This is a genomic window from Citrobacter sp. RHBSTW-00671 (assembly GCF_014103415.1).
Lineage (GTDB): Bacteria > Pseudomonadota > Gammaproteobacteria > Enterobacterales > Enterobacteriaceae > Citrobacter.
This window is the reverse complement of sequence record NZ_JABXPR010000003.1, coordinates 1-24,522: the sequence shown is the minus strand read 5'-3', so window position 1 is coordinate 24,522 and position 24,522 is coordinate 1. Positions and strand designations below refer to the sequence as shown.

The window sequence follows — 24,522 nt, the reverse complement described above, 5'->3', positions numbered from 1 at the left end:
GCGGCTTCGCCTTACCCGGCCTACGGGAACACGGTTGTAGGCCGGATACGATGCTTAGCATCGCCATCCGGCATATGCCCTCATTTCGCCAGTGTCGCCACCATCACCGCTTTGATGGTGTGCATCCGGTTTTCCGCCTGAGAGAATACGATGCTGGCGGATGATTCAAAGACCTCATCCGTCACTTCCATACCGCCGTGCAGACCATATTCCTGCGCCATTTGTTTGCCAAGCGTGGTTTGATCGTCATGAAACGCGGGCAGGCAGTGCAGGAATTTCACCTGCGGATTGCCGGTCAACGCCATCATCGCGCTATTAACCTGGTATTTACGCAGCAGAGCAATACGTTCGGCCCACTTCTCTTTTGCTTCGCCCATTGATACCCAGACGTCGGTATAGATGAAGTCCGCGTCTTTCACGCCCGTGGCGACATCTTCGGTCAGCGTAATATTACCGCCGTTTTTCTGTGCCAGCGCTTTGCACTCCGCCACCAGACTTTCTTCCGGCCAGCAAGCCTGCGGCGCGACCAGGCGCAGATCCAGCCCGGTTAGCGCGGCAGCCTCCAGCATGGAATTGCCCATATTGTTACGGGCATCGCCGGTGTAGACCAGCGTCATCTCATTAAACGCTTTACCCGGCAGGTGTTCCTGCATAGTTAACAGATCCGCCAGCAGCTGGGTGGGATGAAACTCGTTGGTTAATCCGTTCCACACCGGAACTCCGGCATATTCCGCCAGCGTCTCGACAATCTCCTGGCCGTGGCCCCGATACTGAATACCATCGTACATGCGGCCGAGCACGCGGGCGGTGTCTTTGATCGACTCTTTATGGCCAATCTGGCTGCCGCTTGGCCCGAGATACGTCACGCGAGCGCCCTGATCGTATGCGGCAACTTCGAAAGAGCAACGGGTACGGGTTGAGTCTTTTTCGAAGATGAGCGCGATGTTTTTGCCGGTGAGCTGAGCGACCTCTGTACCGTTTTTCTTATCTGCCTTCAGCTGTGCGGCGAGCTGGAGCAGTGACGTGAGTTCAGCAGAGGTGAAATCGAGCAATTTCAAAAAGTGCTTCTGATAAAACGCAGACATGGTTCCCTCGCATGGCTTAAGCCATTTATTGAATTAAAATTCAATTTATATGGATGTTTATTCATTTGCAACCTTGTTTAACAAATCTTTCCTGGAAAGGTGGAGGCAATGTCAGCGGTATGTGACAATAAGAGTATCGGCAGGACATTATGAGGAACGAGCCATGGCAAACCCGGAACTACTGGAAGAGCAGCGTGAAGAAACACGCTTGATTATTGAAGAGTTACTCGAAGATGGCAGCGACCCTGATGCGCTGTACACCATCGAACATCACCTTTCCGCGGATGACTTTGAAACCCTGGAAAAAGCGGCAGTAGAAGCCTTTAAACTGGGTTATGAAGTGACCGAGCCGGAAGAGCTGGAAGTGGAAGAAGGCGACACGGTTATTTGCTGTGACATTCTGAGCGAATGTGCACTGAATGCGGAGTTGATCGATGCTCAGGTTGAGCAACTGATGAACCTGGCAGAAAAATATGATGTGGAATACGACGGTTGGGGCACCTATTTTGAAGACCCGAACGGCGAAGAAGGCGAAGACGGCGACGATGAAGACCTCGTCGACGAAGATGATGACGGCGTGCGTCACTAAGTCATCTGATGACCTGCGGTAGCCCAGGCTGCCGCAGGCCAAGGACAACGTATGGATTACCCGCAAATACTCTCCCCAATCCACAACTTCCTGCACTGTAAAACGCCTCAGGCCTGGCTTGATAAAGCGCGAGACCCGGCAAATCTTCCTCTGTTGCTGACCGACCATCTCGTCTGCGAGTTGAAAGCGGCGCAAACCGCGATGCTGCTGGTGCGTAAATATGTTGCGGATAAGCAGGGATCGCAGGCAATGCTGTCGTGGCTGAAACCCTATGAAGCCTTTGCCTTCCGAGAAGGGGAAGAGCCGGATTTCACCTTGTTGAACAAACAGATAAGCAAAAGCATAATGCCCCAGACCGACGATCCGTGGGGGCAACAACTGATCGACAGTATGGTGCTACTGATCAAAGAGGAATTACACCACTTCTGGCAAGTGCGTGAAGCAATGCTGAGTCGTCAAATTCCGTATATCAAAATTACCGCCAGTCGTTACGCTAAAGGCATGCTCAAAGAGGTACGCACCCATGAGCCGCTGACGCTGATAGATAAGCTGATCTGTGGCGCTTACATAGAGGCGCGGTCCTGCGAACGGTTCGCGGCGCTGGCACCGTATCTGGATGATGAATTACAGGCGTTTTATCTGTCGCTACTACGATCAGAGGCGCGCCATTATCAGGATTACCTGGCGCTGGCACAGCAGATTTCAACCGATGACATCAGCGCCCGGGTGCGGTTCTTTGGTCAGATAGAAGCGTCTCTTATCTTATCGCCGGACGATGAGTTTCGTTTTCATAGTGGCGTGCCAGCCACCTCTTAAACGCTGGCTTACAGGGATTTGAGCATCCGCACTTCGCAGTCGACGTGCCCGGTGCAACCTAGCGGCTCGCTGATGTGCTCAAATCCTAAGTGTTCGTACAGGCCAATAGCCTCGTGTAAGAACGCGGTGGTTTCCAGGTAACAGCGTTTAAAGCCCTGTTTGCGGGCGTGATCCAGCGCCATCTGCGCCAGCTTTTTCGCCATACCTTTTCCGCGAACCGCGGGTAAAAAATACATTTTCTGCAGTTCACAAATGTCCGGTTCGCTACAACCTAATGGCGCGACACCCCCACCGCCAACCACCAGTCCATTCTGTTCAACGACCCAATAGGCCGCGCCCGGTTGGCTGTAAACCTGGAACAGCTCATCCAGATTGGGGTCGGCCACGGTGTAGCCTTTATCAGCAGTAAGCCCATATTCTGCGGAAACCTGGCGGATAACCGCGGCGATGGCCTGGTTATCGGGTTCAGTGATTCGGCGCAGTGCAAGCGTGGGGGACAGAACAACATTCATAACATGACTCAATTTCAAAAATACATTTATATATTTCTTTAATACCACTCTCTTCTGCCAGGTGCAAGGTGTTCCTGATTCAGAAAAAATACAATACATAAAACAAACAGAAATAGTATTGTAGTTAAACCAGTAAATAAATGCTGGTGTTTATAATTTTAATTAATGGAATAGCTATTAGGGATATTATTCATGAATGATGTTATCGGTGCTCAGGATAACCAACGCCACACATTTATTTTTACCGGGAAAGGATGGGAATACTTTCTCATTTGCCTTGTTAATTTTTTGCTGAGTATTATCACCTTAGGTATTTATACGCCTTGGGCTATGGTGAAATGCCGTCGTTACATTTATCAAAAAATGACGCTAAACGGGCAATCTTTTGCTTACAAGGCAACGGGTGGCGCGATTTTTGTTAGCTTCTTACTTATTATGATCGTTTACGGTGCCAGCGTGAGTTTAATCGTGAATGGTAGTCATTTCTTAGGGTTTACCTTGATAGGGTTGCTCGTTATTGCCATCCCTTTGATGGCAGTAAAAAGCTTGCAGTATCAGGCGATGATGACCTCTCTGAATGGCGTTCGCTTTGGTTTTAGCTGTTCAAAATTATACGCATGGCTCTATATGCTGGCAGTGCCATTGGTACTTTCGTTGGTGAACTGGGGCGTGGTTTATCTGCTGAGTGTTGCTACCGAATGGTTAGAGGGCAGCACGGGAACACTCTTTAGAATAACGTTTATTGCAATGGTTGGCATTATAGGTATGGGGATCACCTACGGTATTACTTATGCAAAATGGATGCAGCTGGTGGGCAATGGCGGGCATTTTGGTATTCATCATTTTGCGATAAACGTAGATATGAAAGCGTGCGTGATTGGCTGTATAAAAGCGGTGCTGGTGTTTCTGCCCTTTGTGGTGGTAATCGCCTGGCTGATCGCCCCTATTTTTCTACAAATGGTGATGCTTGCCGTGATGGGCGTGGCTAACGATGCCTTTATTTTGGAAAACTACAGTCGGATTATGGCGTGTTATTTTCTTTATTTTGTCGGGATTATTGTACTGATCAGCTATTTATACGTCACGCTGCGTAACCTGTTCATGAATAACCTGACTCTGGCAGAGGGCAAGATTCGTTTTCATTCTTCAGTGACGGCATCGGGTATGGTCTGGCGCTTTGCGCTCGTGATGCTTATTTCGGGCATAACGTTTGGGTTGGCTTACCCGTGGATGAAAATGTGGCAGGTCCGATGGCTGGCAAGCAACTCCCATGTTCAGGGGGATTTGGATTCGCTGGAACTGACCGACAGCGAACTCGCGTTAGAAACGGGTCCGGCAATGTGGCTATCACGCGGTGTGATGACCTACTTCCCGTTCATCTGATACAACAAGGCCGAAGCATGCTCCGGCCTTTGATATTGATTACCTGATAACGCCTGAATGTAGGCCGGATAAGCGTAGCGCTATCCGGCAAACAAGCAGGCACAATCTCAACGGCAATTACAGTGCGCTAATAACGGCCTGCTGTTCAATCAGCTTCGCTTTTGCTTCGGCGTAACCTTCCAGCTTCTCACGCTCTTTGGCGATGACCGCTTCCGGTGCGCGGGCTACGAAACCTTCGTTGGAAAGTTTGCCTTCGATACGGGCAATCTCGCCTTCGATTTTCGCCACTTCTTTCGCCAGACGCGCCAGCTCATCTTCTTTGTTGATGAGGCCAGCCATCGGGATCAGCAGCTCGGCGCCGTCGATGATTTTGGTCACGGAAACCGGACCTTTGTCATCGGCTGGCAGCACGGTAATGCTTTCCAGACGTGCCAGGTTCAGCAGGAAGCTGCGGTTGTCGTTCACACGACGCATCGCATCAGCGCTGCAACCACGCAGCAGCAGCTCCAGCGGTTTGCCCGGGGCGATGTTCATTTCCGCACGGATGTTACGTACGGCAACGATCGCCTGTTTCAGCCACTCGGTATCGGCCAGCGCGGCTTCATCAACCTGTGCAGCGTTATATTCCGGGAATGGCTGCAGCATGATGGTATCTGCGGTGTTGCCGCAAATCACTTTCACGCGCTGCCAGATGGTCTCGGTGATGAACGGAATGATCGGGTGCGCCAGACGCAGCAGACCTTCCAGCACGGTAACCAGCGTATTGCGGGTGCCGCGCAGTTCAGACTCGGAACCACCGGTCATTACCGGCTTGGTCAGCTCCAGATACCAGTCGCAGAACTGGTTCCAGGTGAACTCGTACAGGATGCCCGCAGCGATATCGAAGCGGAAGTTATCCAGCGCTTCGCGGTACGCTTTAACGGTCTGGTTGAATTCAGCCAGGATCCAGCGGTCTGCCAGAGACAGGGTCATTTCGCCGCCGTTGAAGCCGCAATCCTGCTCTTCGGTGTTCATCAGCACGAAGCGGCTGGCGTTCCACAACTTATTACAGAAGTTACGGTAACCTTCCAGACGCTTCATATCCCAGTTGATGTCGCGGCCGGTAGAAGCCAGCGCGGCCAGGGTGAAACGCAGGGCGTCGGTACCGTGCGGCTCGATGCCGTCCGGGAACTGTTTCTCGGTACGCTTGGCAATTTTCTCGGCCAGCTGCGGCTGCATCATGTTGCCGGTACGTTTTTCCAGCAGCTCTGCCAGGGAGATACCATCGACCATATCCAGCGGGTCGATGACGTTGCCCTTGGATTTAGACATCTTCTGGCCTTCGTCGTCACGAATCAGACCGGTCATGTAGACGGTCTTGAACGGCACCTGCGGCTTGCCGTTTTCATCTTTGATGAAGTGCATGGTCATCATGATCATGCGGGCAATCCAGAAGAAGATGATGTCGAAGCCGGAAACCATCACGCTGGTTGGGTGGAACTGACGCAGCGCGTCGGTATTTTCCGGCCAGCCGAGGGTAGAGAAGGTCCACAGCGCGGAGGAGAACCAGGTATCCAGAACGTCTTCGTCCTGACGAAGCGCAACGTCGGCGCCGAGGTTGTTTTCCTGACGCACTTCGTCTTCGGTGCGGCCAACGTAGACGTTGCCGTCGTTGTCATACCATGCCGGGATACGGTGACCCCACCACAGCTGACGGGAGATACACCAGTCCTGAATATCGCGCATCCAGGAGAAGTACATGTTTTCATACTGCTTAGGTACGAACTGGATGTCGCCGTTCTCAACCGCTTCAACCGCCGGTTTCGCCAGCACATCAGCGCGGACGTACCACTGGTCGGTCAGCATTGGTTCGATAACCACGCCGCCACGGTCACCGTAAGGCACGGTCAGATCGTGCGGTTTGATCTCTTCCAGCAGGCCCATCGCATCGATGGCAGCCACGATGGCTTTACGTGCGGCAAAGCGCTCCAGTTTCTGGAATTCAGCCGGGATCTCGTTGGAATAGACGTCGGATTCTTCACCTTTGGTGTCGTACACTTCCGCGGTTTCGCGAATATCACCGTCAAAGGTCAAAATGTTGATCATCGGCAGGCCGTGACGTTTACCGACTTCGTAGTCGTTAAAGTCGTGTGCCGGGGTGATCTTCACGCAGCCGGTGCCTTTTTCCATATCCGCATGTTCGTCGCCGACGATGGGAATGCGGCGGTCAACCAGCGGCAGCATGACGAATTTGCCGATCAGATCTTTATAGCGTGGATCTTCCGGGTTCACGGCTACGCCGGTATCGCCCAGAATGGTTTCCGGACGGGTGGTGGCAACGACCAGGTAATCTTTACCGTCTGCGGTTTTCGCGCCATCGGCCAGCGGATAGCGGATGTGCCACATCGAGCCTTTGGACTCGCGGTTTTCCACTTCCAGGTCAGAGATAGCGGTGCGCAGTTTCGGGTCCCAGTTTACCAGGCGCTTGCCACGGTAAATCAGGTCTTCTTTGTACAGGCGAACAAAGACTTCTTTCACGGCATTGGAAAGACCTTCGTCCATAGTGAAGCGCTCGCGCTCCCAGTCAACAGAGTTGCCCAGGCGGCGCATCTGACGGGTAATGGTGCCGCCGGATTCCGCTTTCCACTGCCAAATTTTATCGATAAACGCTTCGCGACCGTAATCGTGACGGGTTTTACCTTCTTCAGCGGCAATCTTACGCTCAACCACCATTTGGGTTGCGATACCCGCGTGGTCGGTACCGGCCTGCCACAGGGTGTTTTTACCCTGCATGCGCTGGTAGCGAATCATGGTGTCCATGATGGTTTGCTGGAAAGCATGACCCATATGCAAACTGCCGGTGACGTTCGGCGGCGGGATCATGATGCAGAAGGACTCTTTGCTTTCATCGCCGTTAGGTTTGAAATAGCCCTGCTTTTCCCAGTGCTCGTAAAGCGGCTGTTCGATATCTTGTGGGTTGTATGTCTTTTCCATTATTTCCAGGTTGCCGTATTCAGGTTAAAACCAGCCACGCGGTAAGCTTTGTAGCGATCGCGTGCCGATTGTTTCAAAGAATCTTCGTAAGGGACGAAGTCTATCACTTCTGTGAAAGCGGTGGCAAAATCTGCAAAGCCAACGCGCAAACTGATGAGCAGGTCGCGTGGGCTGCTGTTGCGTTTTTCTGGCCAGGCTATCTCTACCGGCGCGCCCCCTCTGGGGCCTTCACCCGCCAGATTATGCGGCACAAAACGCTCTGCCGGTCTTGCCCACAATGCTTCATCCAGGCGTATGGCCTGTTTTTCATCTTCGCAGGCGATCAATACACGCTTGCCCGCGCGCCAACGTTCTGCGGCAATTTCACACACCAGTTGCTCGACGGCGCTCAGACCGTCTTGCTGTGTGTCGTTGTCCAGAAGGTAGAACGTTGCATTCTTCATATATGGGGTTTCTTGTGGTGGATTTAAATGCAAAGCTGGGTGGCGCTACGCTTACCCGGCCTACGGTTGAGTGACGTTGTAGGCCGGGTAAGGCGAAGCCGCCACCCGGCGTTTTACATCACTCTTCGCCGTTAAAACCCGCGCGATTGAGCAGGAACTGCGACAACAGCGCGACCGGACGACCGGTTGCGCCTTTGGCTTTCCCTGAACGCCACGCGGTACCGGCGATGTCCAGGTGCGCCCAGTTGTACTTACGGGTAAAGCGTGACAGGAAGCAACCTGCGGTAATCGCGCCGCCAGGACGTCCACCGATGTTCGCCATATCCGCAAAGTTGGACTCTAACTGTTCCTGATACTCATCACCCAACGGCAAACGCCACGCACGGTCGCCCGCTTGTTCGGACGCCCCGATCAGCTCGTGTGCCAGTGGGTTGTGGTTCGACATCAGGCCGGTGATGTGATGGCCCAGGGCAATCACGCACGCGCCGGTCAGGGTGGCGACGTCAATAACGGCTTCGGGTTCAAAGCGCTCGACGTAGGTTAACACGTCGCACAGCACCAGACGGCCTTCGGCATCAGTATTGAGCACTTCAACGGTTTGACCGGACATGGTGGTGAGCACGTCGCCCGGACGATACGCGCGGCCGCCCGGCATGTTTTCACAACCCGCCAGTACGCCGACGACGTTGATCGGCAGCTGGAGCTCCGCCACCATGCGCATCACGCCGTACACTGCCGCAGCACCGCACATGTCGTATTTCATCTCATCCATGCCTTCGGCTGGTTTGATGGAAATACCGCCGGAGTCAAAGGTCAGACCTTTGCCGACCAGCACAATCGGACGCGCATCTTCAGACGGATTGCCCTTGTACTCGATAACCGACATCAGCGACTCGTTCTGCGAACCGTGGCCGACCGCCAGATAAGAGTGCATACCCAGCTCTTTCATCTGCTGCTCGCCAATGACGCGCGTCACAACATTTTTGCTGTAGCTGTCAGCCAACTGACGCGCCTGAGACGCCAGGTACGCGGCATTACAGATATTCGGCGGCATGTTGCCGAGGTCTTTCGCCGCTTTGATACCGGCTGCAATGGCCAGACCGTGCTGAATAGCACGTTCACCGCTGGTCAGCTCACGGCGGGTCGGTACGTTGAACACCATCTTACGCAGCGGACGACGCGGCTCGCTTTTGTTGGTCTTCAACTGATCAAAGCTGTACAGCGTTTCTTGCGCTGTTTCGACAGCCTGACGTACTTTCCAGTAGTTATTGCGGCCTTTGACGTGCAGCTCGGTCAGGAAGCAAACGGCTTCCATCGAACCGGTATCATTCAGCGTATTGATGGTTTTCTGAATGACCTGCTTGTACTGGCGCTCATCAAGCTCACGCTCTTTGCCACAACCAATGAGGAGAATTCGCTCAGACAGGACGTTAGGAACATGGTGCAGCAACAGGGTTTGACCCGGTTTACCTTCCAGTTCGCCACGACGCAGCAGTGCGCTGATGTACCCGTCGCTGATCTTGTCGAGCTGCTCTGCAATCGGAGAGAGGCGGCGAGGTTCAAAGACGCCCACGACGATGCAGGCACTCCGCTGTTTCTCCGGGCTACCGCTTTTTACACTGAACTCCATGCACTACGCTCCTGAATCTTAAAGACAACGGCGGTGGCTACGGATAGAATTGCAAGCTTTCGTAACTCATACCCGCTGTTGCGGTGACTTCGTGTTAATCTTAACGTTATTACGGCATTGGCACGTCAGAACAATTTCTGAGAGGTGGATCCGTTGAGTATAATAATCTTAGCGACGATTTCGACGACTCAAGAGAATAAATGACGTTTAAGCCATGAAACAAGCTATTTTCCTGCAAAAAGACGGGTTTTTACGGGCGTATTTAAAGTGATAATCATAAGATATCTGGTACGGGAAACGCTCAAAAGCCAACTTGCGATCCTTTTCATCCTACTTTTGATCTTCTTCTGTCAAAAGTTAGTCAGGATCCTCGGTGCGGCGGTTGACGGTGATATCCCGGCAAATCTGGTGCTCTCGCTGCTGGGGCTGGGCGTGCCAGAAATGGCGCAACTTATCTTGCCCTTAAGCCTGTTCCTTGGGCTGCTAATGACGCTGGGCAAACTGTATACCGAAAGTGAAATTACGGTCATGCATGCCTGCGGGCTGAGCAAGGCTGTGCTGGTAAAAGCGGCGATGGTGCTGGCGTTGTTCACCAGTATCGTTGCGGCAGTCAACGTAATGTGGGCAGGGCCATGGTCCTCCAGACATCAGGACGAAGTGCTGGCGGAAGCGAAAGCGAACCCCGGCATGGCGGCGCTTGCTCAAGGGCAATTCCAGCAGGCAACGAACGGCGGTTCGGTGTTGTTTATCGAAAGTGTTGACGGTAGCAGCTTCAAAGATGTGTTCCTCGCGCAAATCCGCCCGAAAGGTAACGCCCGTCCTTCGGTGGTGGTGGCTGATTCCGGACATCTGACTCAGTTGCGTGACGGCTCTCAGGTCGTGGTGCTGAACAAAGGGACGCGCTTTGAAGGGACCGCGCTGCTGCGTGATTTCCGCATTACCGATTTCCAGGACTACCAGGCAATTATCGGCCATCAGGCCGTGGCGCTGGACCCCAATGATACCGACCAGATGGGTATGCGCACGCTGTGGAATACCGACAATGCTCGGGCCCGTGCGGAGCTGCACTGGCGTATCACATTGGTATTCACCGTATTTATGATGGCGCTGATGGTTGTCCCGCTGAGCGTGGTTAACCCGCGTCAGGGGCGCGTACTGTCCATGCTGCCAGCCATGCTGCTCTATTTGCTGTTCTTCCTGGTGCAGACGTCGCTGAAGTCGAACGGTGGGAAAGGTAAGCTGGACCCGGTGTTCTGGATGTGGGTGGTTAACCTGGCCTATCTGGCACTGGCGATTATGCTTAACCTCTGGGATACGGTGCCGATGCGCCGCTTGCGTGCCCGTTTTATGCGTAAAGGAGCGGTATAATGCAGCCCTTTGGTGTACTTGACCGCTATATCGGTAAAACCATTTTTACCACCATCATGATGACGTTGTTCATGCTGGTGTCACTTTCCGGGATCATCAAGTTTGTCGACCAGCTGAAAAAAGCCGGGCAGGGGAGCTACGATGCAATGGGCGCCGGGCTGTATACCCTGCTTAGCGCACCGAAAGATATCCAAATCTTCTTCCCGATGGCGGCACTGCTCGGCGCGTTGCTGGGGCTGGGCATGCTGGCTCAGCGTAGTGAACTGGTGGTGATGCAGGCGTCCGGTTTTACCCGTATGCAGGTGGCGCTGTCGGTGATGAAAACCGCGATCCCACTGGTGCTGCTGACGATGGCCATCGGCGAATGGGTGGCGCCGCAGGGCGAGCAGATGGCGCGTAACTATCGTGCGCAGCAGATGTACGGCGGCTCGCTGCTGTCTACCCAGCAAGGGCTGTGGGCGAAAGATGGCGACAGCTTTGTCTACATCGAGCGGGTGAAAGGCGACGCCGAGTTAGGTGGGATTAGCATTTACTCCTTTAACGACAAACGTCGTCTGCAGTCTGTTCGCTATGCCGCAAGCGCGACGTTTGACCCGGAGCAGAAAGTCTGGCGTTTGTCGCAGGTGGATGAATCCAACCTGACCGATCCGAAGCAAATCACCGGTTCACAAACGGTGAGCGGGACGTGGAAAACCAACCTTACGCCGGACAAACTCGGTGTGGTGGCACTGGACCCGGATGCGCTGTCGATTAGCGGGCTACACAATTACGTGAAGTACCTGAAGTCGAGTGGTCAGGATGCCGGACGCTACCAGCTCAATATGTGGAGCAAAGTCTTCCAGCCGCTGTCTGTCGCGGTGATGATGCTGATGGCGCTGTCATTTATCTTCGGTCCGCTGCGTAGCGTGCCGATGGGCGTGCGCGTGGTGACGGGGATTAGCTTTGGCTTTGTGTTCTATGTGCTGGACCAAATCTTCGGCCCGCTGACGCTGGTGTATGGCATTCCGCCGATTATCGGCGCGCTGCTGCCAAGTGCCAGCTTCCTGCTGATTAGTCTGTGGCTGATGCTGCGTAGGTCGTAATCACAGTAAAGCGCAGTGCCTGATGGCGCTGCGCTTATCAGGCCTACCAGGGCCCGTAGGCCGGATAAGGCGTTTACGCCGCCATCCGGCACAGTGCCACGGGTGCTAGCGTTTTCTCCCGCCCATCAAACTCCCCAACATCCCCCGGATTATCTGATTGGTGACCTGTCGCGCCGCGCTTTTCGCTACGCTCTGTACCACGCCATCGCGCTTGCCGCCGCGCGGTCCGGTGCTGCCAAACAGGATATCCTTCAACCCACCGAGAATACCGCTGTCCACCTCGACCGCTTTACCGTTGGCGGGTGGCGTATTTTGCTGCCCGGTGCTGGCCTGCACGCCTTGCTGCAAACGTTCATAGGTGGATTCACGGTCGATCTCTTCCTCATATTTGCCGTACAGCGAGGAGTGATTAATCAGCCCGTTGCGCTCATCGTCCGTCACCGGTCCCATCCGTGAACACGGTGCAATGACCATTGCTCGTTCAACCACCGACGGGCTGCCTTTGGCGTCCAGAAACGAGATTAGCGCCTCGCCGGTGCCCAACTCCTGAATGGCTTTTTCGGTATCAAATGCCAGGTTGGCGCGCATGGTTTGCGCCGCGGTTTTCACCGCTTTCTGATCTTTCGGCGTGAACGCGCGCAGGGCGTGTTGCACGCGGTTGCCCAACTGGCCGAGTACGTTGTCTGGAATGTCCGACGGGTTTTGCGACACAAACCACACGCCAACGCCTTTCGAGCGGATCAGGCGGATGACCTGTTCGATTTTATCCAGCAGCACCTGCGGGGCGTCGTTGAACAGCAGGTGAGCCTCATCGAAGAAGAACACCAGTTTAGGTTTCTCCAGGTCACCCGCTTCCGGCAGTTGTTCGTACAGTTCGGAGAGCATCCACAGCAGGCTGGCGGCGTACAGTTTGGGCATCTGGTAGAGCTTCTCGGCGCTGAGGATATTAATCACCCCTTTGCCACTGGCGTCGGTACGCATCCAGTCTTTGATATCCAGCATCGGCTCGCCAAAGAAGTGCGCTGCACCCTGTTGTTCCAGCGACAGCAGACCGCGCTGGATAGCCCCGACCGAAGCGCTGCTGATGTTGCCGTACTGGTTCTGGAAGGATTTAGCGTTATCGCCAATGTACTGGGTAATGGCCCGCAGGTCTTTGAAATCGAGCAGCAACAGACCCTGGTCATCGGCAATGCGGAAGATAATATCCAGCACGCCGGACTGCACGTCGTTGAGGTTCAGCAAACGGGCCAGCAGCAGTGGCCCAAGGTCAGAGACTGTGGCGCGAACAGGGTGACCTTTTTCGCCGAAGATATCCCACACCGTGACCGGATTAGCATGCGGTTGCCAGTCGGTAATGCCGATATTTTTCAGGCGGGCGAGCAGCTTTTCAGAGGCTTGTCCTTCCTCGGCTACGCCGGTTAAGTCACCTTTCACATCGGCCATAAAGACCGGCACGCCAATCTCGGACAACGATTCGGCCAGCTTCTGTAGCGTGACGGTTTTACCGGTCCCGGTTGCGCCGGTAATCAGCCCGTGACGGTTGGCCATACCTGGCAGTAAAAACAGTTCGGTGTCCGGCGTGCGGGCAATTAGCAGGGGTGCGCTCATTGAGATTTCCTCCATTTATCCTGCCTGGAGTATAGGCAATGTCCATCAAAGAGAGTATGCGATGGCGAGAGAAAATGACTTAAAGCGTATTGCCGTGGTAAATCTGATACCCCAAATCCACGGTGTTGTGGTTATGGTCGTTGTTCTTGATTTTGCTCAGCAACATCTGTGCCGCCATACGGCCAATGTCGAAACGCGGAGTGATCACGCTGGCGAGGCTGGGGATCATCTGTCGGCCCATTTCCAGCCCGTGAAAACCCGCAATCGAGATCTGCTCCGGGACGGCAAGCTCGCGCTCGCGACACAGCAGCAGTGCGCCCATCGCGATGTCGTCGTTGGTGCAAAACACGCCGTCTAAATCCGGATGCGCAGTGAGCGCATCACGCATCATTTGTGTGCCCAGATGGATGGAGGAGATGGCGCGTGGGTTAACGCGCAGCGGTTCCAGACCCCGGCGGGTCATGGCGTCGCAGTAGCCACGATAGCGCTGTTCATCGCGGATATCGTCTTTCGAACCCAGGTAGAGGATTTTGCGCCGCTGGCGCTTATCCAACATGGTACTGACCATATCAAATGCCGCCTGACGGTTATCAAAGCCCACTTCCATGTCCAGACGATCGCCCTGGATATCCATCAGCTCGACCACCGGAATGTTGGCAGAGCGCAGGAATTTAACCGTGCGCAGGGTGTGGTATTTCTCGGAAAGAATAATGCCGTCGATATTGTACGACAGCAGGTTGATTACCGACTCTTCTTCGGATTCCCGGTCGTAGTTATAGTTGGCGATTAGCGTCTGATAGTTATGGTCGGAGGTGACCGACTCAATACCGGCCAGAATGTCAGCGAACAGCTGGTTTTGAAACGAGGGGATCAGCACGCCGAGCGTATAGCTTTGCGCGTTCAGCAGCATCGCGGGTGCGCGGTTGGGGATGTAATTAATCTCCTCCATAATTTGCGCGATGCGTTCACCGGTTTCCTTTGCGACCTTTTTCGGCGAGCGAATGTAGCGGCTCACCGTCATTTTGGTCACACCTGCCAGCGTGGCGATGTCTTGCAAAGAAATTCTGTGGTTCCTCATTTTCTCTCCTGAGCCGGGGAGCGCGGACTGATGCTCCCCGGTAATACCGTATTAATGCAGGATGGCGTTCAGCGCCAGAACCCCCAGCAGACCCATAATGGAAATCAGCGTTTCCATTACCGTCCAGGTACGCAACGTTTCGCCTACGCTGAGATTAAAATAGCCTTTAAACAGCCAGAATCCCGGATCGTTAACGTGGGAGGCAATCACGCTACCCGCACCGGTTGCCAGCACCATCAGCGCCGGGTCAGCATGGGTGACGTTAATAATCGGCAGCACCACGCCTGCAGTGGTGATCGCCGCCACGGTCGCAGAACCGAGCGCGATGCGCAGCAACGCGGCGACCGTCCAGCACATCAGCAGTGGAGAAAGCGACGTACCGGTCATCAGGTGCGAGATATATTGCCCCACGCCGCTGTCGACCAGAACCTGCTTAAACGCACCGCCCCCGGCGATGATAAACACAATCATCGCAATCGCGCCGATAGAGTCGCCAATGATATCCATAATTTGCTCGATCGTCCGTTACGCCGTCCAAGGGTAAAAATGGCGAGGACGATAGCGATAAACAACGCGACCGCAGGGTTACCGATAAACTCAAAGAACACCCGCACGCTGTTAGTCTTCGGTAGCGTAATCTCACACACCGCGGCGACCGCCATCAGTATGACCGGGATAACCGCCGCAAAGATACTGTTCCAGAATGACGGCATCTCTTCTTCGGTGAACAAATGCGGGTTGAATAACCCCTCCGGCGGTGCTTTCTCAAAGCGGGTCAGCAGCTTAGAAAATAGCGGCCCGGCGACAATCACCGTCGGAATGGTAATAATAAATCCGTACAGCAGGGTAGTGCCGAGATTGGCCTCGAAAATGGTGGCAATCGCGGTTGGCCCCGGATGCGGCGGCAGGAAGCAGTGGGTCACGGACAGTGCGGCGACCATCGGCACGCCAACATACAGCAGCGGCAGGCCGGAAGAGGCCACTACCGTAAACACCAGCGGCAGCAGCAGAACAAAGCCGACTTCGAAGAACATCGCCAGACCGACAACCAGACCGGTGATCACCAGCGCCCATTGCACGCGTTTTTTACCGAACGTGCCAATCAGCGTGGTGGCGATGCGCTGGGCCGCGCCGGTATCGGAAATCAGCTTACCGAGCATCGCGCCGAACCCGAGGATCATCGCCAGCCCGCCGAGCGTCCCGCCGATCCCATTTTGTATAGAGTGTAAAACGGCCTGTGCATCCATCCCTTCGGCAAAACCGACGACCGCCGCAACCAGTACCAGGGCAATAAAGCCGTTAACTTTAAAGCCAATCATCAGGACCAGGAGCAGCGCGACGCCTGCCGCAATTATTATTAATGGCATAATCTTTTCTCTTTTATCCCCGTCATCCTGCAACTCGAATGATTTAGGGGGTGTGCCAAAAATGCAGCGCCGGAGCGCTGCGCGGTGTCGCTAAATGTCAGACGGCGACCAGCATGCCGCCATCGACAAACAGCAGGTGCCCGTTAACAAAATCAGAAGCTTTGGAAGAGAGGAAGACCGCTGCGCCAATCAGCTCCTGCGGATCGCCCCAGCGGGCGGCTGGCGTACGTTTGCACAGCCAGGAGGTGAAGGCCTCATCTTCGACCAGCGCTTTGGTCATTTCGGTTTTGAAGTAGCCCGGTGCGATACCGTTGACCTGGATATTGTGGCGTGCCAGCTCAACGCACATCCCGCGGGTGAGCATTTTCACTGCGCCTTTGGAGGCGGCATACGGCGTGATGGTGTCGCGGCCCAGTTCGCTCTGCATGGAGCAGATGTTGATGACCTTCCCGGCCTGACGTTCCACCATGCGGCGCGTGACCGCCTGCGAGACCAGGAACACCGCCGTCTGGTTAACAGCGATTACATCGTTCCAGTCCTGTTCCGGGAACTCGGTAAACGGATGGCGGCGCTGAATACCGGCGTTATTCACCAGCACATCGATTGGACCAATGTCTTTTTCGATATGGTCGATGGCGGCATCGATATCCTGTTTCTGCGTAACATTAAAAGGTGCAGCAACGGCACGAATCCCTTCCTGCTGCAGTTTGGCGACGGCGGCCTCCGCACGCTCTGGCGTAATATCATTGACGATAATCTGCGCGCCATATTTGCCCAGCCCGGTCGCCAGTAAATAACCAATACCCTGGGCCGAACCGGTGATCAGAATGTTTTTGCCGTCCAGTGAAAAAAGATCGTTCATCATGTTATTCCTTATTTTGTTTCTGCAAAAACGAGCTGGACTTTCGCCGCCTGGGTTTTATCCCCGGCGAAGATCAGCGCTTGTTCAAGTTCGGTAAACGGATATTCGGCGCTGAGTAACGGCAGCGGATCGATAACGTTATTTGCCAGCCACGACACCGCGGTGTTGAACTCGGTGGTAAAGCGGAACGAGCCTTTGAGCGCGATCTCTTTGCCGATCAGCATCATCATCGGGAAGTCCGGTACCGCGCCGCCCATGCCGACCTGCACCATCACGCCTTTCGCGCGGGTCACTTCCAGGCAGGTGGTGATTGAGGACGGATGACCGGAGACTTCGAAGCTGACGTCGAAGTAGCCTTTTTCTTTTTTCCACTCATCGAGTGAGTCCTGCTGCGGGTTAATCAGCGTATCGGCACCCATCTGCTGGGCAAGGGACAGCGAGCGCGGGCTGATATCAGCACAGACAATCTCTGCCGCACCGAGCGTTTTCACCGCGCTGACGATCAGACAGCCGATAGGACCGACGCCGGAGATAAATACGCGCTTGCCCTGCAGGTCGCCCGCTTCATGCGCGGCGTGGATCGCGACCGCCAGCGGTTCGGCAAAGGCCATGACTTTTTCATCGGCCTCTTGCGGGTACGGGATACACTGCGCGGTATCGACGGTTTTAAACCGGGTAAAGCCGCCGTCGACATGGGGAAAATACATGGCGCTGCCAAAAAAACGCATTTCCGTGCACTGGTTTTCTTCGTGCTGCAAACAGTATTTACAGTGGCCACAGGGTTTCGACGGATTAATCGCCACCGACTGACCTTCATGTAATTCTTTTGAATCGCTGTGCACCACTTTACCAATAACTTCATGGCCTAAAATCATTGGCGCTTTAACGGTAAAATTACCGACTTTGCCTTCCTGATAATAATGTAAATCGGAACCGCAAATTCCCCCGCGGGTAATTTGTACCAGTGTTCCTTTATTATTCCATTCAATGTTTTGGTCGGTAATGGCAACAGTTTTCTTACCCGCGACAACGCAGGATTGGGTTTTGACTTGCATAAATGCCTCACTGGTCAGGTAGTAACCTCGGCAGCATTTAAACGGTTTTGAGTGTTATTATTTGTGATGCAGATCACGCTGGAAAATTGTTACACTACAATGTTACGCATAACGTGATGCGCCTTGTAATTCTCATCAGCAGCGCTGAAAAAGCGTGAAATCCTCAATGTGGAAAGCGTAGTATCTCGCCATGGAATATGAATCTGGAGTTTTTTTCGATGGCCGGGGAAAGTTATATTTTGATGGGTGTTTCAGGTAGCGGTAAATCTTTAATTGGCAGTAAAATTGCCGCTGTATTATCGGCAAAATTCATTGATGGTGACGATCTCCATCCCGCTAAAAATATTGATAAAATGTCTGAAGGCATTCCATTAACCGATGAAGACCGACTGCCGTGGTTAGCGCGATTAAATGATGCCTCATACAGTTTATATAAAAAGAATGAGACCGGGTTTATTGTCTGCTCGTCATTAAAAAAACAGTATCGCGATATATTACGTCAGGGCAGCCCGAATGTGCATTTCCTGTGGCTGGACGGCGACTACGAGACCATTCTGGCGCGCATGCAGCGCCGGGCAGGGCATTTTATGCCGGTGGGATTACTTAAAAGCCAGTTCGACGCGCTGGAGTGTCCGCAGGAGGATGAACGCGATATTGCCCGCATCGACGTGAACCACGACATCGAGCATGTGACGGAACAGTGCCGCCAGGCGGTGCTCGCGTTTCGTCACGGGCAATAGGCCCAGCCCCTTGCGGGACTGAGCCCGGCATCAGAAGTCGGCTTTCAGTACCACGCGGTAGCGGGCCTTGCCGTCACGCACGTGCTGGATAGCGTCGTTAATTTGCGACATTGGGTACAGCTCGGTGGTGGGTGACACCTTGCTGCGCCCGGCAAACTTCATCAGCTTGCGCAGTTCGAACGGCGTACCGGTTGCCGAACCGGAGATGCTGCGATCGCCGGCAATTAAGGTGAATGCCGGCACCGGCAGTGGTTTCATCACCGCGCCGACGGTATGGAAGTTACCGCCGTAGGCCAGCGCTTCAAAATAGGGCTGCCAGTCGAGATCGACGTTAACCGTGTTAATAATGAGATCGAACTGGCCCGCCAGCGCTTTTAGCGCATCCGGATCGCGGCTGTTGACCACCTTATCCGCCCCCATCGCCAGTACTTCCTGCTCTTTCGCCGGATTGGAACTGAACGCGGTGACTTCACAACCCATCGCGTGTAACAGCTTAATGGCGATATGCCCCAGGCCGCCGATGCCGATCACCCCAACGCGGCTGGTGGCAGTGATATGGTGCATCAGCAGCGGTTTGAATACCGTGATGCCGCCGCACAGCAAGGGACCGGCTGCCGCCAGATCGATACTCTCCGGCAGCGGGATCACCCACTGCCAGTCGGCCCGTAGCTTCTCGGCAAAGCCGCCGCGATTGAGGATCGTGGGAACGGACCCTTCCAGGCAGTTAATTTGATTGCCGCTGATACAGGCATCGCAGTGCCCGCAGCTGCGCGCCGTCCAGCCAATGCCAACGCGCTGGCCCACTTTCAGACCTTTATCCTGCGCCGCGCTGCCCAGCGCCGCCACGCGACCAATCACCTCATGCCCGGCAACCAGCGGATACTGAGAGAATCCCCATTCGTTGTCGATCATCGACAAATCAGAATGGCAGATACCGCAGTAATCGACCTGCACTTCGACATCTTCCGGCTTTAGTTCGCCCGCATCGTATTCATAGAGTTCGAGTTCGCTGCCCGCCGCTTTTGCGGCGTAGCTTTTTATCATCGACATCGTGTTTCCCTCAGTGTGGTGTTGAACTGGAAGTGTAGAGCATGGGGAAACGGGACGCTTCGCAGAAGGGGGGTTAAAAAGGGGGTAAACTGTGATGATGGTTACAGCTAAGAAAGGTAATGCTGAAATTTTCAACACTTAGCGAGCCAGACACACGCTGGTGCTTGCATGGTGGCGCATGACAGGTATAATCCACAACGTTTTCCGCATCCCTTCCGTGCCGGAGTGGCGAAATCGGTAGACGCAGTTGATTCAAAATCAACCGTAGAAATACGTGCCGGTTCGAGTCCGGCCTTCGGCACCATTAGTACTTCCAAGACCATCCGAGAAAGTCTAATTATCCCTTAAAAATCAATGCTTGCAGCGATTTTTACGTCCTGAGTCGTCCGAGGTTGTCCGTTGAAATCCGGATGTCATTGGGGGCATAATTGGGGGCATCTTAACTTCGATTAGAAATGTGCCCCCAAATGAAGCTCAACGCCAGACAGGTCGAGACCGCAAAGCCAAAAGACAAAACCTATAAAATGGCCGATGGCGGCGGTTTGTATCTCGAGGTTTCGGCCAAAGGTTCTAAATACTGGCGCATGAAATACAGACGCCCCTCAGACAAAAAAGAGGATCGCCTCGCTTTTGGTGTTTGGCCTACTGTGACGCTTGCTCAGGCAAGAGCAAAGCGCGACGAAGCCAAAAAGCTGTTAGTTCAGGGCATTGACCCAAAAGCCGAACAGAAAGAAGCTCAGGCTGAGAATTCGGGGGCATATACGTTCGAAACCATTGCTCGTGAATGGCATGCAAGTAACAAGCGCTGGAGTGAAGACCATCGATCTCGTGTTCTTCGATATCTTGAGCTTTATATTTTCCCTCATATCGGTTCGTCCGACATTCGCCAGCTCAAAACCGGCCACCTGTTAGCCCCGATTAAAAAAGTTGATGCCAGTGGAAAGCATGACGTCGCTCAGCGCTTGCAACAGCGTGTCACGGCAATCATGCGTTATGCCGTACAGAACGATTACATCGACTCAAATCCAGCCAGTGATATGGCCGGTGCGCTATCGACAACCAAAGCGCGACATTACCCCGCCTTACCCTCAAGCAGGTTCCCTGAGTTTCTTTCTCGTCTTGCTGCATATCGTGGCCGTGTAATGACAAAAATCGCGGTTGAGCTTTCATTGCTCACTTTTGTGCGTTCCAGTGAGTTACGTTTTGCACGTTGGGAAGAGTTTGATTTCGATAAATCTCTTTGGCGCGTTCCTGCAAAACGAGTAGAAATTAAAGGTGTGCGTTATTCGTACCGTGGCATGAAGATGAAAGAGGAGCATATCGTTCCGCTTAGTCGACAAGCTATGATTTTGTTAGAGCGGCTTAAGCAAATCAGTGGTGATAAAGAGCTTCTTTTTCCGGGAGATCATGACTCAACTAAAGTTATGAGTGAGAATACGGTAAACAGTGCATTACGTACGATGGGCTATGACACAAAAACTGAAGTTTGTGGGCATGGTTTCAGAACTATGGCACGAGGTGCTTTAGGTGAGTCAGGTTTGTGGAGCGATGACGCGATAGAACGTCAATTAAGCCATTCTGAGCGTAACAATGTACGCGCTGCCTATATTCACACTTCAGAGCATTTAGATGAGCGTCGGTTAATGGTCCAGTGGTGGGCGGATTATCTCGATGATATAGTCAAAGAGTACTTATCACCCTTTGATTTTGCGAAAAAAATACTTAAGAATTGACCCATCTTTCCGATACTTCTCTTATTCTATGATTTTAAGAACAATTTATTAAAATGGAGATTTTATGAATAACGACATTAAAAACGCCATTCTTGAAGGCAGAGTAATGCTTCTTTTGGGAGCGGGAGCATCATTTGGTTCTTTAACAAGTAGTCGTGAAGCTATACCATTGGGTTTCGATCTGGCTAAGATTTTATGCAAAGAAGCAGATTTCGATTACAATAATGAATCTTTGCCAATGGTTTACTCTGCTTGTTCATCAAAACTTGGATCAAGACTGGAATCTATATTTGATAAATATTTTAGAAATTGCATCCCTTCCGATGAATATAATGTCTTGGCTAGATATACATTTGCTAGAATATATACTTTAAATATAGATGATGCTTTTGAAAAAAGTTTACTCTCAAATTCCCCCCAGCATATATATATACGAGATAGGAACGATAAAGTTTATCCCCAAGATCAATTATTCAAAAACTTGGATTATATTAAGTTGAATGGAGACTCACATCACTTTCGTCAGGGATATATTTTCTCACCTCAGGAATATGGAGCTGCATCAGCACAGGCTCCACTGTGGTACAATGAATTAGGGAGTGATTTCTTTAATTATAAATTTATATTCATTGGTTCAAAATTGGAAGAGCCACTGTTCTATCACCAAGTTGAAAGATATAAAGGTAAAACACATAGTACTGAACAGCGGAGTTATGTGCTTACACCCACAGCTTCCGAAATAGCTAAGGCAAGCTTAATGACTTCCAATATTGAGCATATTAATGCTACGATTGGGGATTTTGTTGAGTGGCTTAAACGTGAAATACCAAAGCCAAATACCCCAAGTGATACATTAATAAAAAGCCGTCCTGAATATAATGTTGTTGGCGAGCAAGATCAAAAAAGTTATATGGATGCATTCAAAAATGTAATTGCTATAACTAGATCCAACATATTAATGATTAATGAAAGAGATTCTGGTAGTCCGATTAGAACTTTCTATAAAGGATTTAAGCCAACTTGGAAGGATATATTGGATGGTGTTCCGGCATTTCTTGATAATGCCAAAAACATCCTTAAGGATATTGAACTTCAAATAAATGGAGATAACTCAAAGAATCTTTATTGTATTTTCGGATCAGCGGGTTCTGGCAAGTCAACACTTCTAAAACAAGTTGCATTGAAATTATCTGAAAAAAATTATCCTGTATATTTTGTTGATAACATAAATGCCAATTTGAAAGATCTTGTTTCTGTTATGGAAACGAAGACAAGTGGTCGATATTATATTTGTTTGGAAAGGGTGGCTGATTCCGCTCAAGTTATTGGTGAAATCTTTAACCAAAGAAAAAGCATGAAGTGTGTATTTGTTGGCTTTGAAAGCAAGCACATTTGGAGTTACCGAGGCAAGGAGTACTTTGAGTCAACGCGTTATGTCACTAAAGATGTTTCTTCGATTACTCGATCAGATGCGACAAAAATTCTAGAAAAAGTCAGGTTGTATGGAAATTGGACTTATCTTGAAAAGCTGACACCGTCGGAAAGAATTAAGCGTTTAATTACTAATTCAAGAAAACAATTACTAATTGGGCTAATGGAAACGACATTTGGTGAGGGTTTCGAGAAGATTATACATCGTGACTTCCATAATATCCCTTCTGAAAGCCATAGAGCGCTACTGATTCTAAGTGGTATCGCTACCTATCAGCGCGTTAGTGCTCACGAGTCCACTTTAACAAGAGCATTAATAAATTTAGGTCTTGATGCAGATATTAAATTACTTACATCTCAAATGGATGGGATTTTAGCTTTCAAAAATGGATATGTTGAGACAAGGCATTATGCATATATTGAGAAAATTTTTGATAACTTAGTTGAAACTCAATATCTTTCTAATATTCTGTCAGCCTATATTGAGTCGTTTACTGTATATGACTACCCTATTGTGAAAAATGTTAGTAAGACTGAGGGTATGATTTATAAATCTTTAGTTAATTCTAAGAACTTAAGAAAGCTACTGAAAGGTGATAAGGCTAAAATACTTGATTTATACAATAAATTTGAGAAAAAGCTGGAGCATGAAGGGTTGTATTTAATGCAGTATGGCTTGGCGCTTAGATATTTTAATATGCAGGATGATGCGTATGATAAATTAAGGGTTGCAAGTCAGGCATTTCCTAACTCGCCCCAAATTGAACATGCTTTAGCTCAGCAAAAAATAATTATGTCTTTAAGGTGTGAATCAAAATCCGATGCAATGAAATTATTCGTTGAGGCTGAAGAAATACTTTCTCGACTTGATGGTGGAAAAGTTAAACTTGTTGACGGATATCCGATAGTGACTCTTTCAGAAGGTCATGTGGAACTCGCGAGAAAATTTGACGGAGAAGAGGCTGCACAGAAACTTGCTGCTCAATATCATGAGAAAATTAGAAAGTTATATCAATTCTCTGGTAGCGCAGAGACAAGGATTGAAGAAACTTCAAGGAAATTATTTATATATTCGACTACGGGTAAGTATTATAAAAATAATGCATCGAACGGGTCTGAAATTATTTTTTCAGATGACGAGGGTGATGATTGATTTAAATTAATAAATTCCATTAGTTTTTTCTACTCTTTATGACCAATAGGAGCTCGAGCTAATCGATCCCCTTAGTCGTATGAACAAAATTATCTCCGCATCAGCGCGCAATGCTCTCCCCGCCACGCCTGCCCGCTTAAGAGGTCGCTTTTAATGCAGGTGCATGAACCGACTCAGGCCGCGCCGGTACTGGCGCGGTGGGGAAAATAAAATGCGGGGATTTGCATGCAAAACCATGCACCTTATGGATGCATGGCTTTTTTCGGGAAAAATAGCGGAATTTTCGGGGATTTTTTTGCGTGCTACCGTGCAGTCAGTTCTGCACGTCGGCGGGTGTAAATCAGGTTCTGTGCCGGGGTGAATTTCTCGCGATTATCATCCCGCGAAGCCGCATCAGGCCTGAATCCGATGGCCGTTAAAATGTCGCTGTCCTGCGCGGAATAATTAATTTTTTCACCGGCGGCCAGCCACACCGACAGGGCTTCACGCAGATAATCAACCGAGTGCTGCATGGCGCTCTGTTTTACTGCGGGAAGCTGTTCGTGATATCCCATCAGCTCAGGT

21 protein-coding genes, 1 tRNA gene and 2 pseudogenes are annotated in these 24,522 nt (G+C 51.6%); 11 read left to right on the top strand and 13 right to left on the bottom strand.

The window, feature by feature from the left end:
* Positions 1–80 precede the first annotated feature (80 nt).
* Positions 81–1,085 carry an ornithine carbamoyltransferase gene (argF, locus tag HV261_RS25055; RefSeq protein WP_202039758.1) on the bottom strand — a complete coding sequence of 335 codons (1,005 nt, stop codon included), beginning with the start codon at positions 1,083–1,085 and terminating at the stop codon, positions 81–83.
* Complete coding sequence (gene argL / locus HV261_RS28055) at positions 1,055–1,150, bottom strand: putative translational regulatory protein ArgL (protein ID WP_416348267.1); 96 nt, start codon at positions 1,148–1,150, stop codon at positions 1,055–1,057. The genes argF and argL overlap by 31 nt, the downstream gene beginning before the upstream one ends.
* Before the next feature lie 98 nt (positions 1,151–1,248).
* On the opposite strand from argL, the gene rraB reads away from it, so the two are divergent.
* Together rraB and miaE are read left to right on the top strand one after the other, a co-directional pair.
* Positions 1,249–1,674, top strand: a complete 426-nt coding sequence (gene rraB, locus HV261_RS25050) for a ribonuclease E inhibitor RraB (protein ID WP_003025845.1) — start codon at positions 1,249–1,251, stop codon at positions 1,672–1,674.
* 51 nt (positions 1,675–1,725) lie between these two features.
* Positions 1,726–2,490: a tRNA isopentenyl-2-thiomethyl-A-37 hydroxylase MiaE gene (gene miaE, locus HV261_RS25045; protein ID WP_202039757.1), complete on the top strand. Its 765-nt coding sequence runs from the start codon at positions 1,726–1,728 to the stop codon at positions 2,488–2,490.
* A gap of 8 nt (positions 2,491–2,498) precedes the next feature.
* On the opposite strand, the gene HV261_RS25040 is transcribed toward miaE, so the two are convergent.
* On the bottom strand, positions 2,499–3,002 hold the full coding sequence (locus tag HV261_RS25040) for a GNAT family N-acetyltransferase (protein ID WP_196210239.1): 504 nt from the start codon (positions 3,000–3,002) through the stop codon (positions 2,499–2,501).
* A gap of 192 nt (positions 3,003–3,194) precedes the next feature.
* Here HV261_RS25040 and HV261_RS25035 point away from each other — a divergent pair, with 192 nt between their 5' ends.
* Entirely contained in the window at positions 3,195–4,385 is a 1,191-nt protein-coding gene (locus HV261_RS25035; protein WP_202039756.1) for a YjgN family protein, read from the top strand.
* Between the two features lie 117 nt (positions 4,386–4,502).
* Here HV261_RS25035 and HV261_RS25030 read toward each other — a convergent pair whose 3' ends face one another.
* The 3 genes from HV261_RS25030 to pepA form a co-directional block, all read right to left on the bottom strand.
* Positions 4,503–7,358 (bottom strand): valine--tRNA ligase, encoded by a 2,856-nt coding sequence (locus tag HV261_RS25030; RefSeq protein ID WP_202039755.1) that lies wholly within the window; start codon positions 7,356–7,358, stop codon positions 4,503–4,505.
* The gene (gene holC / locus HV261_RS25025; protein ID WP_202039754.1) at positions 7,358–7,801 is read right to left on the bottom strand and encodes a DNA polymerase III subunit chi; all 444 of its coding nucleotides are present in this window, start codon (positions 7,799–7,801) and stop codon (positions 7,358–7,360) included. Before holC ends, HV261_RS25030 begins: the two co-directional genes overlap by 1 nt.
* Before the next feature lie 118 nt (positions 7,802–7,919).
* On the bottom strand, positions 7,920–9,431 hold the full coding sequence (gene pepA / locus HV261_RS25020) for a leucyl aminopeptidase (protein WP_003025870.1): 1,512 nt from the start codon (positions 9,429–9,431) through the stop codon (positions 7,920–7,922).
* Positions 9,432–9,584: 153 nt separating this feature from the next.
* Here pepA and ytgA point away from each other — a divergent pair, with 153 nt between their 5' ends.
* The 4 genes and pseudogenes from ytgA to HV261_RS28050 all read left to right on the top strand — a co-directional run.
* Positions 9,585–9,635, top strand: coding sequence for a protein YtgA (gene ytgA / locus HV261_RS27555; protein WP_211180521.1), 51 nt, complete (start codon positions 9,585–9,587; stop codon positions 9,633–9,635).
* Between the two features lie 63 nt (positions 9,636–9,698).
* Complete coding sequence (gene lptF, locus HV261_RS25015) at positions 9,699–10,799, top strand: LPS export ABC transporter permease LptF (protein ID WP_202039753.1); 1,101 nt, start codon at positions 9,699–9,701, stop codon at positions 10,797–10,799.
* On the top strand, positions 10,799–11,881 hold the full coding sequence (gene lptG / locus HV261_RS25010) for an LPS export ABC transporter permease LptG (RefSeq protein ID WP_137383924.1): 1,083 nt from the start codon (positions 10,799–10,801) through the stop codon (positions 11,879–11,881). The genes lptF and lptG overlap by 1 nt, the downstream gene beginning before the upstream one ends.
* 15 nt (positions 11,882–11,896) lie before the next feature.
* A pseudogene (locus HV261_RS28050) lies at positions 11,897–11,992 on the top strand (hypothetical protein); the annotation flags it as partial.
* Here HV261_RS28050 and HV261_RS25005 read toward each other — a convergent pair.
* From HV261_RS25005 to idnD, 5 genes and pseudogenes are all read right to left on the bottom strand, one after another.
* Entirely contained in the window at positions 11,987–13,489 is a 1,503-nt protein-coding gene (locus HV261_RS25005; protein ID WP_202039752.1) for a helicase HerA-like C-terminal domain-containing protein, read from the bottom strand. The pseudogene HV261_RS28050 and the gene HV261_RS25005 overlap by 6 nt on opposite strands.
* Positions 13,490–13,568: 79 nt before the next feature.
* Positions 13,569–14,567 carry a DNA-binding transcriptional regulator IdnR gene (gene idnR / locus HV261_RS25000; protein ID WP_202039751.1) on the bottom strand — a complete coding sequence of 333 codons (999 nt, stop codon included), beginning with the start codon at positions 14,565–14,567 and terminating at the stop codon, positions 13,569–13,571.
* Between the two features lie 51 nt (positions 14,568–14,618).
* A pseudogene (gene idnT / locus HV261_RS24995) lies at positions 14,619–15,934 on the bottom strand (gnt-II system L-idonate transporter).
* A gap of 97 nt (positions 15,935–16,031) precedes the next feature.
* Complete coding sequence (idnO, locus tag HV261_RS24990; RefSeq protein WP_005134165.1) at positions 16,032–16,796, bottom strand: gluconate 5-dehydrogenase; 765 nt, start codon at positions 16,794–16,796, stop codon at positions 16,032–16,034.
* An 11-nt stretch (positions 16,797–16,807) separates the two neighbouring features.
* Positions 16,808–17,851 carry an L-idonate 5-dehydrogenase gene (gene idnD, locus HV261_RS24985; protein WP_137383920.1) on the bottom strand — a complete coding sequence of 348 codons (1,044 nt, stop codon included), beginning with the start codon at positions 17,849–17,851 and terminating at the stop codon, positions 16,808–16,810.
* A gap of 218 nt (positions 17,852–18,069) precedes the next feature.
* On the opposite strand from idnD, the gene idnK reads away from it, so the two are divergent.
* The gene (gene idnK / locus HV261_RS24980) at positions 18,070–18,591 is read left to right on the top strand and encodes a gluconokinase (RefSeq protein WP_137383919.1); all 522 of its coding nucleotides are present in this window, start codon (positions 18,070–18,072) and stop codon (positions 18,589–18,591) included.
* A gap of 30 nt (positions 18,592–18,621) precedes the next feature.
* Here idnK and ahr read toward each other — a convergent pair whose 3' ends face one another.
* Complete coding sequence (gene ahr / locus HV261_RS24975) at positions 18,622–19,641, bottom strand: NADPH-dependent aldehyde reductase Ahr (protein WP_103768575.1); 1,020 nt, start codon at positions 19,639–19,641, stop codon at positions 18,622–18,624.
* A gap of 219 nt (positions 19,642–19,860) precedes the next feature.
* On the opposite strand from ahr, the gene HV261_RS24970 reads away from it, so the two are divergent.
* The 3 genes from HV261_RS24970 (at position 19,861) to HV261_RS24960 (ending at position 23,958) form a co-directional block, all read left to right on the top strand.
* Positions 19,861–19,945 (top strand) — tRNA-Leu (locus HV261_RS24970).
* A gap of 163 nt (positions 19,946–20,108) precedes the next feature.
* Positions 20,109–21,374, top strand: coding sequence for a tyrosine-type recombinase/integrase (locus HV261_RS24965; RefSeq protein ID WP_202039750.1), 1,266 nt, complete (start codon positions 20,109–20,111; stop codon positions 21,372–21,374).
* A 64-nt stretch (positions 21,375–21,438) separates the two neighbouring features.
* On the top strand, positions 21,439–23,958 hold the full coding sequence (locus HV261_RS24960) for a P-loop NTPase (protein ID WP_202039749.1): 2,520 nt from the start codon (positions 21,439–21,441) through the stop codon (positions 23,956–23,958).
* A 302-nt stretch (positions 23,959–24,260) separates the two neighbouring features.
* On the opposite strand, the gene HV261_RS24955 is transcribed toward HV261_RS24960, so the two are convergent.
* Positions 24,261–24,522: phage polarity suppression protein (locus HV261_RS24955; RefSeq protein ID WP_326929182.1), on the bottom strand; the 262-nt coding region annotated here is incomplete at its 5' end.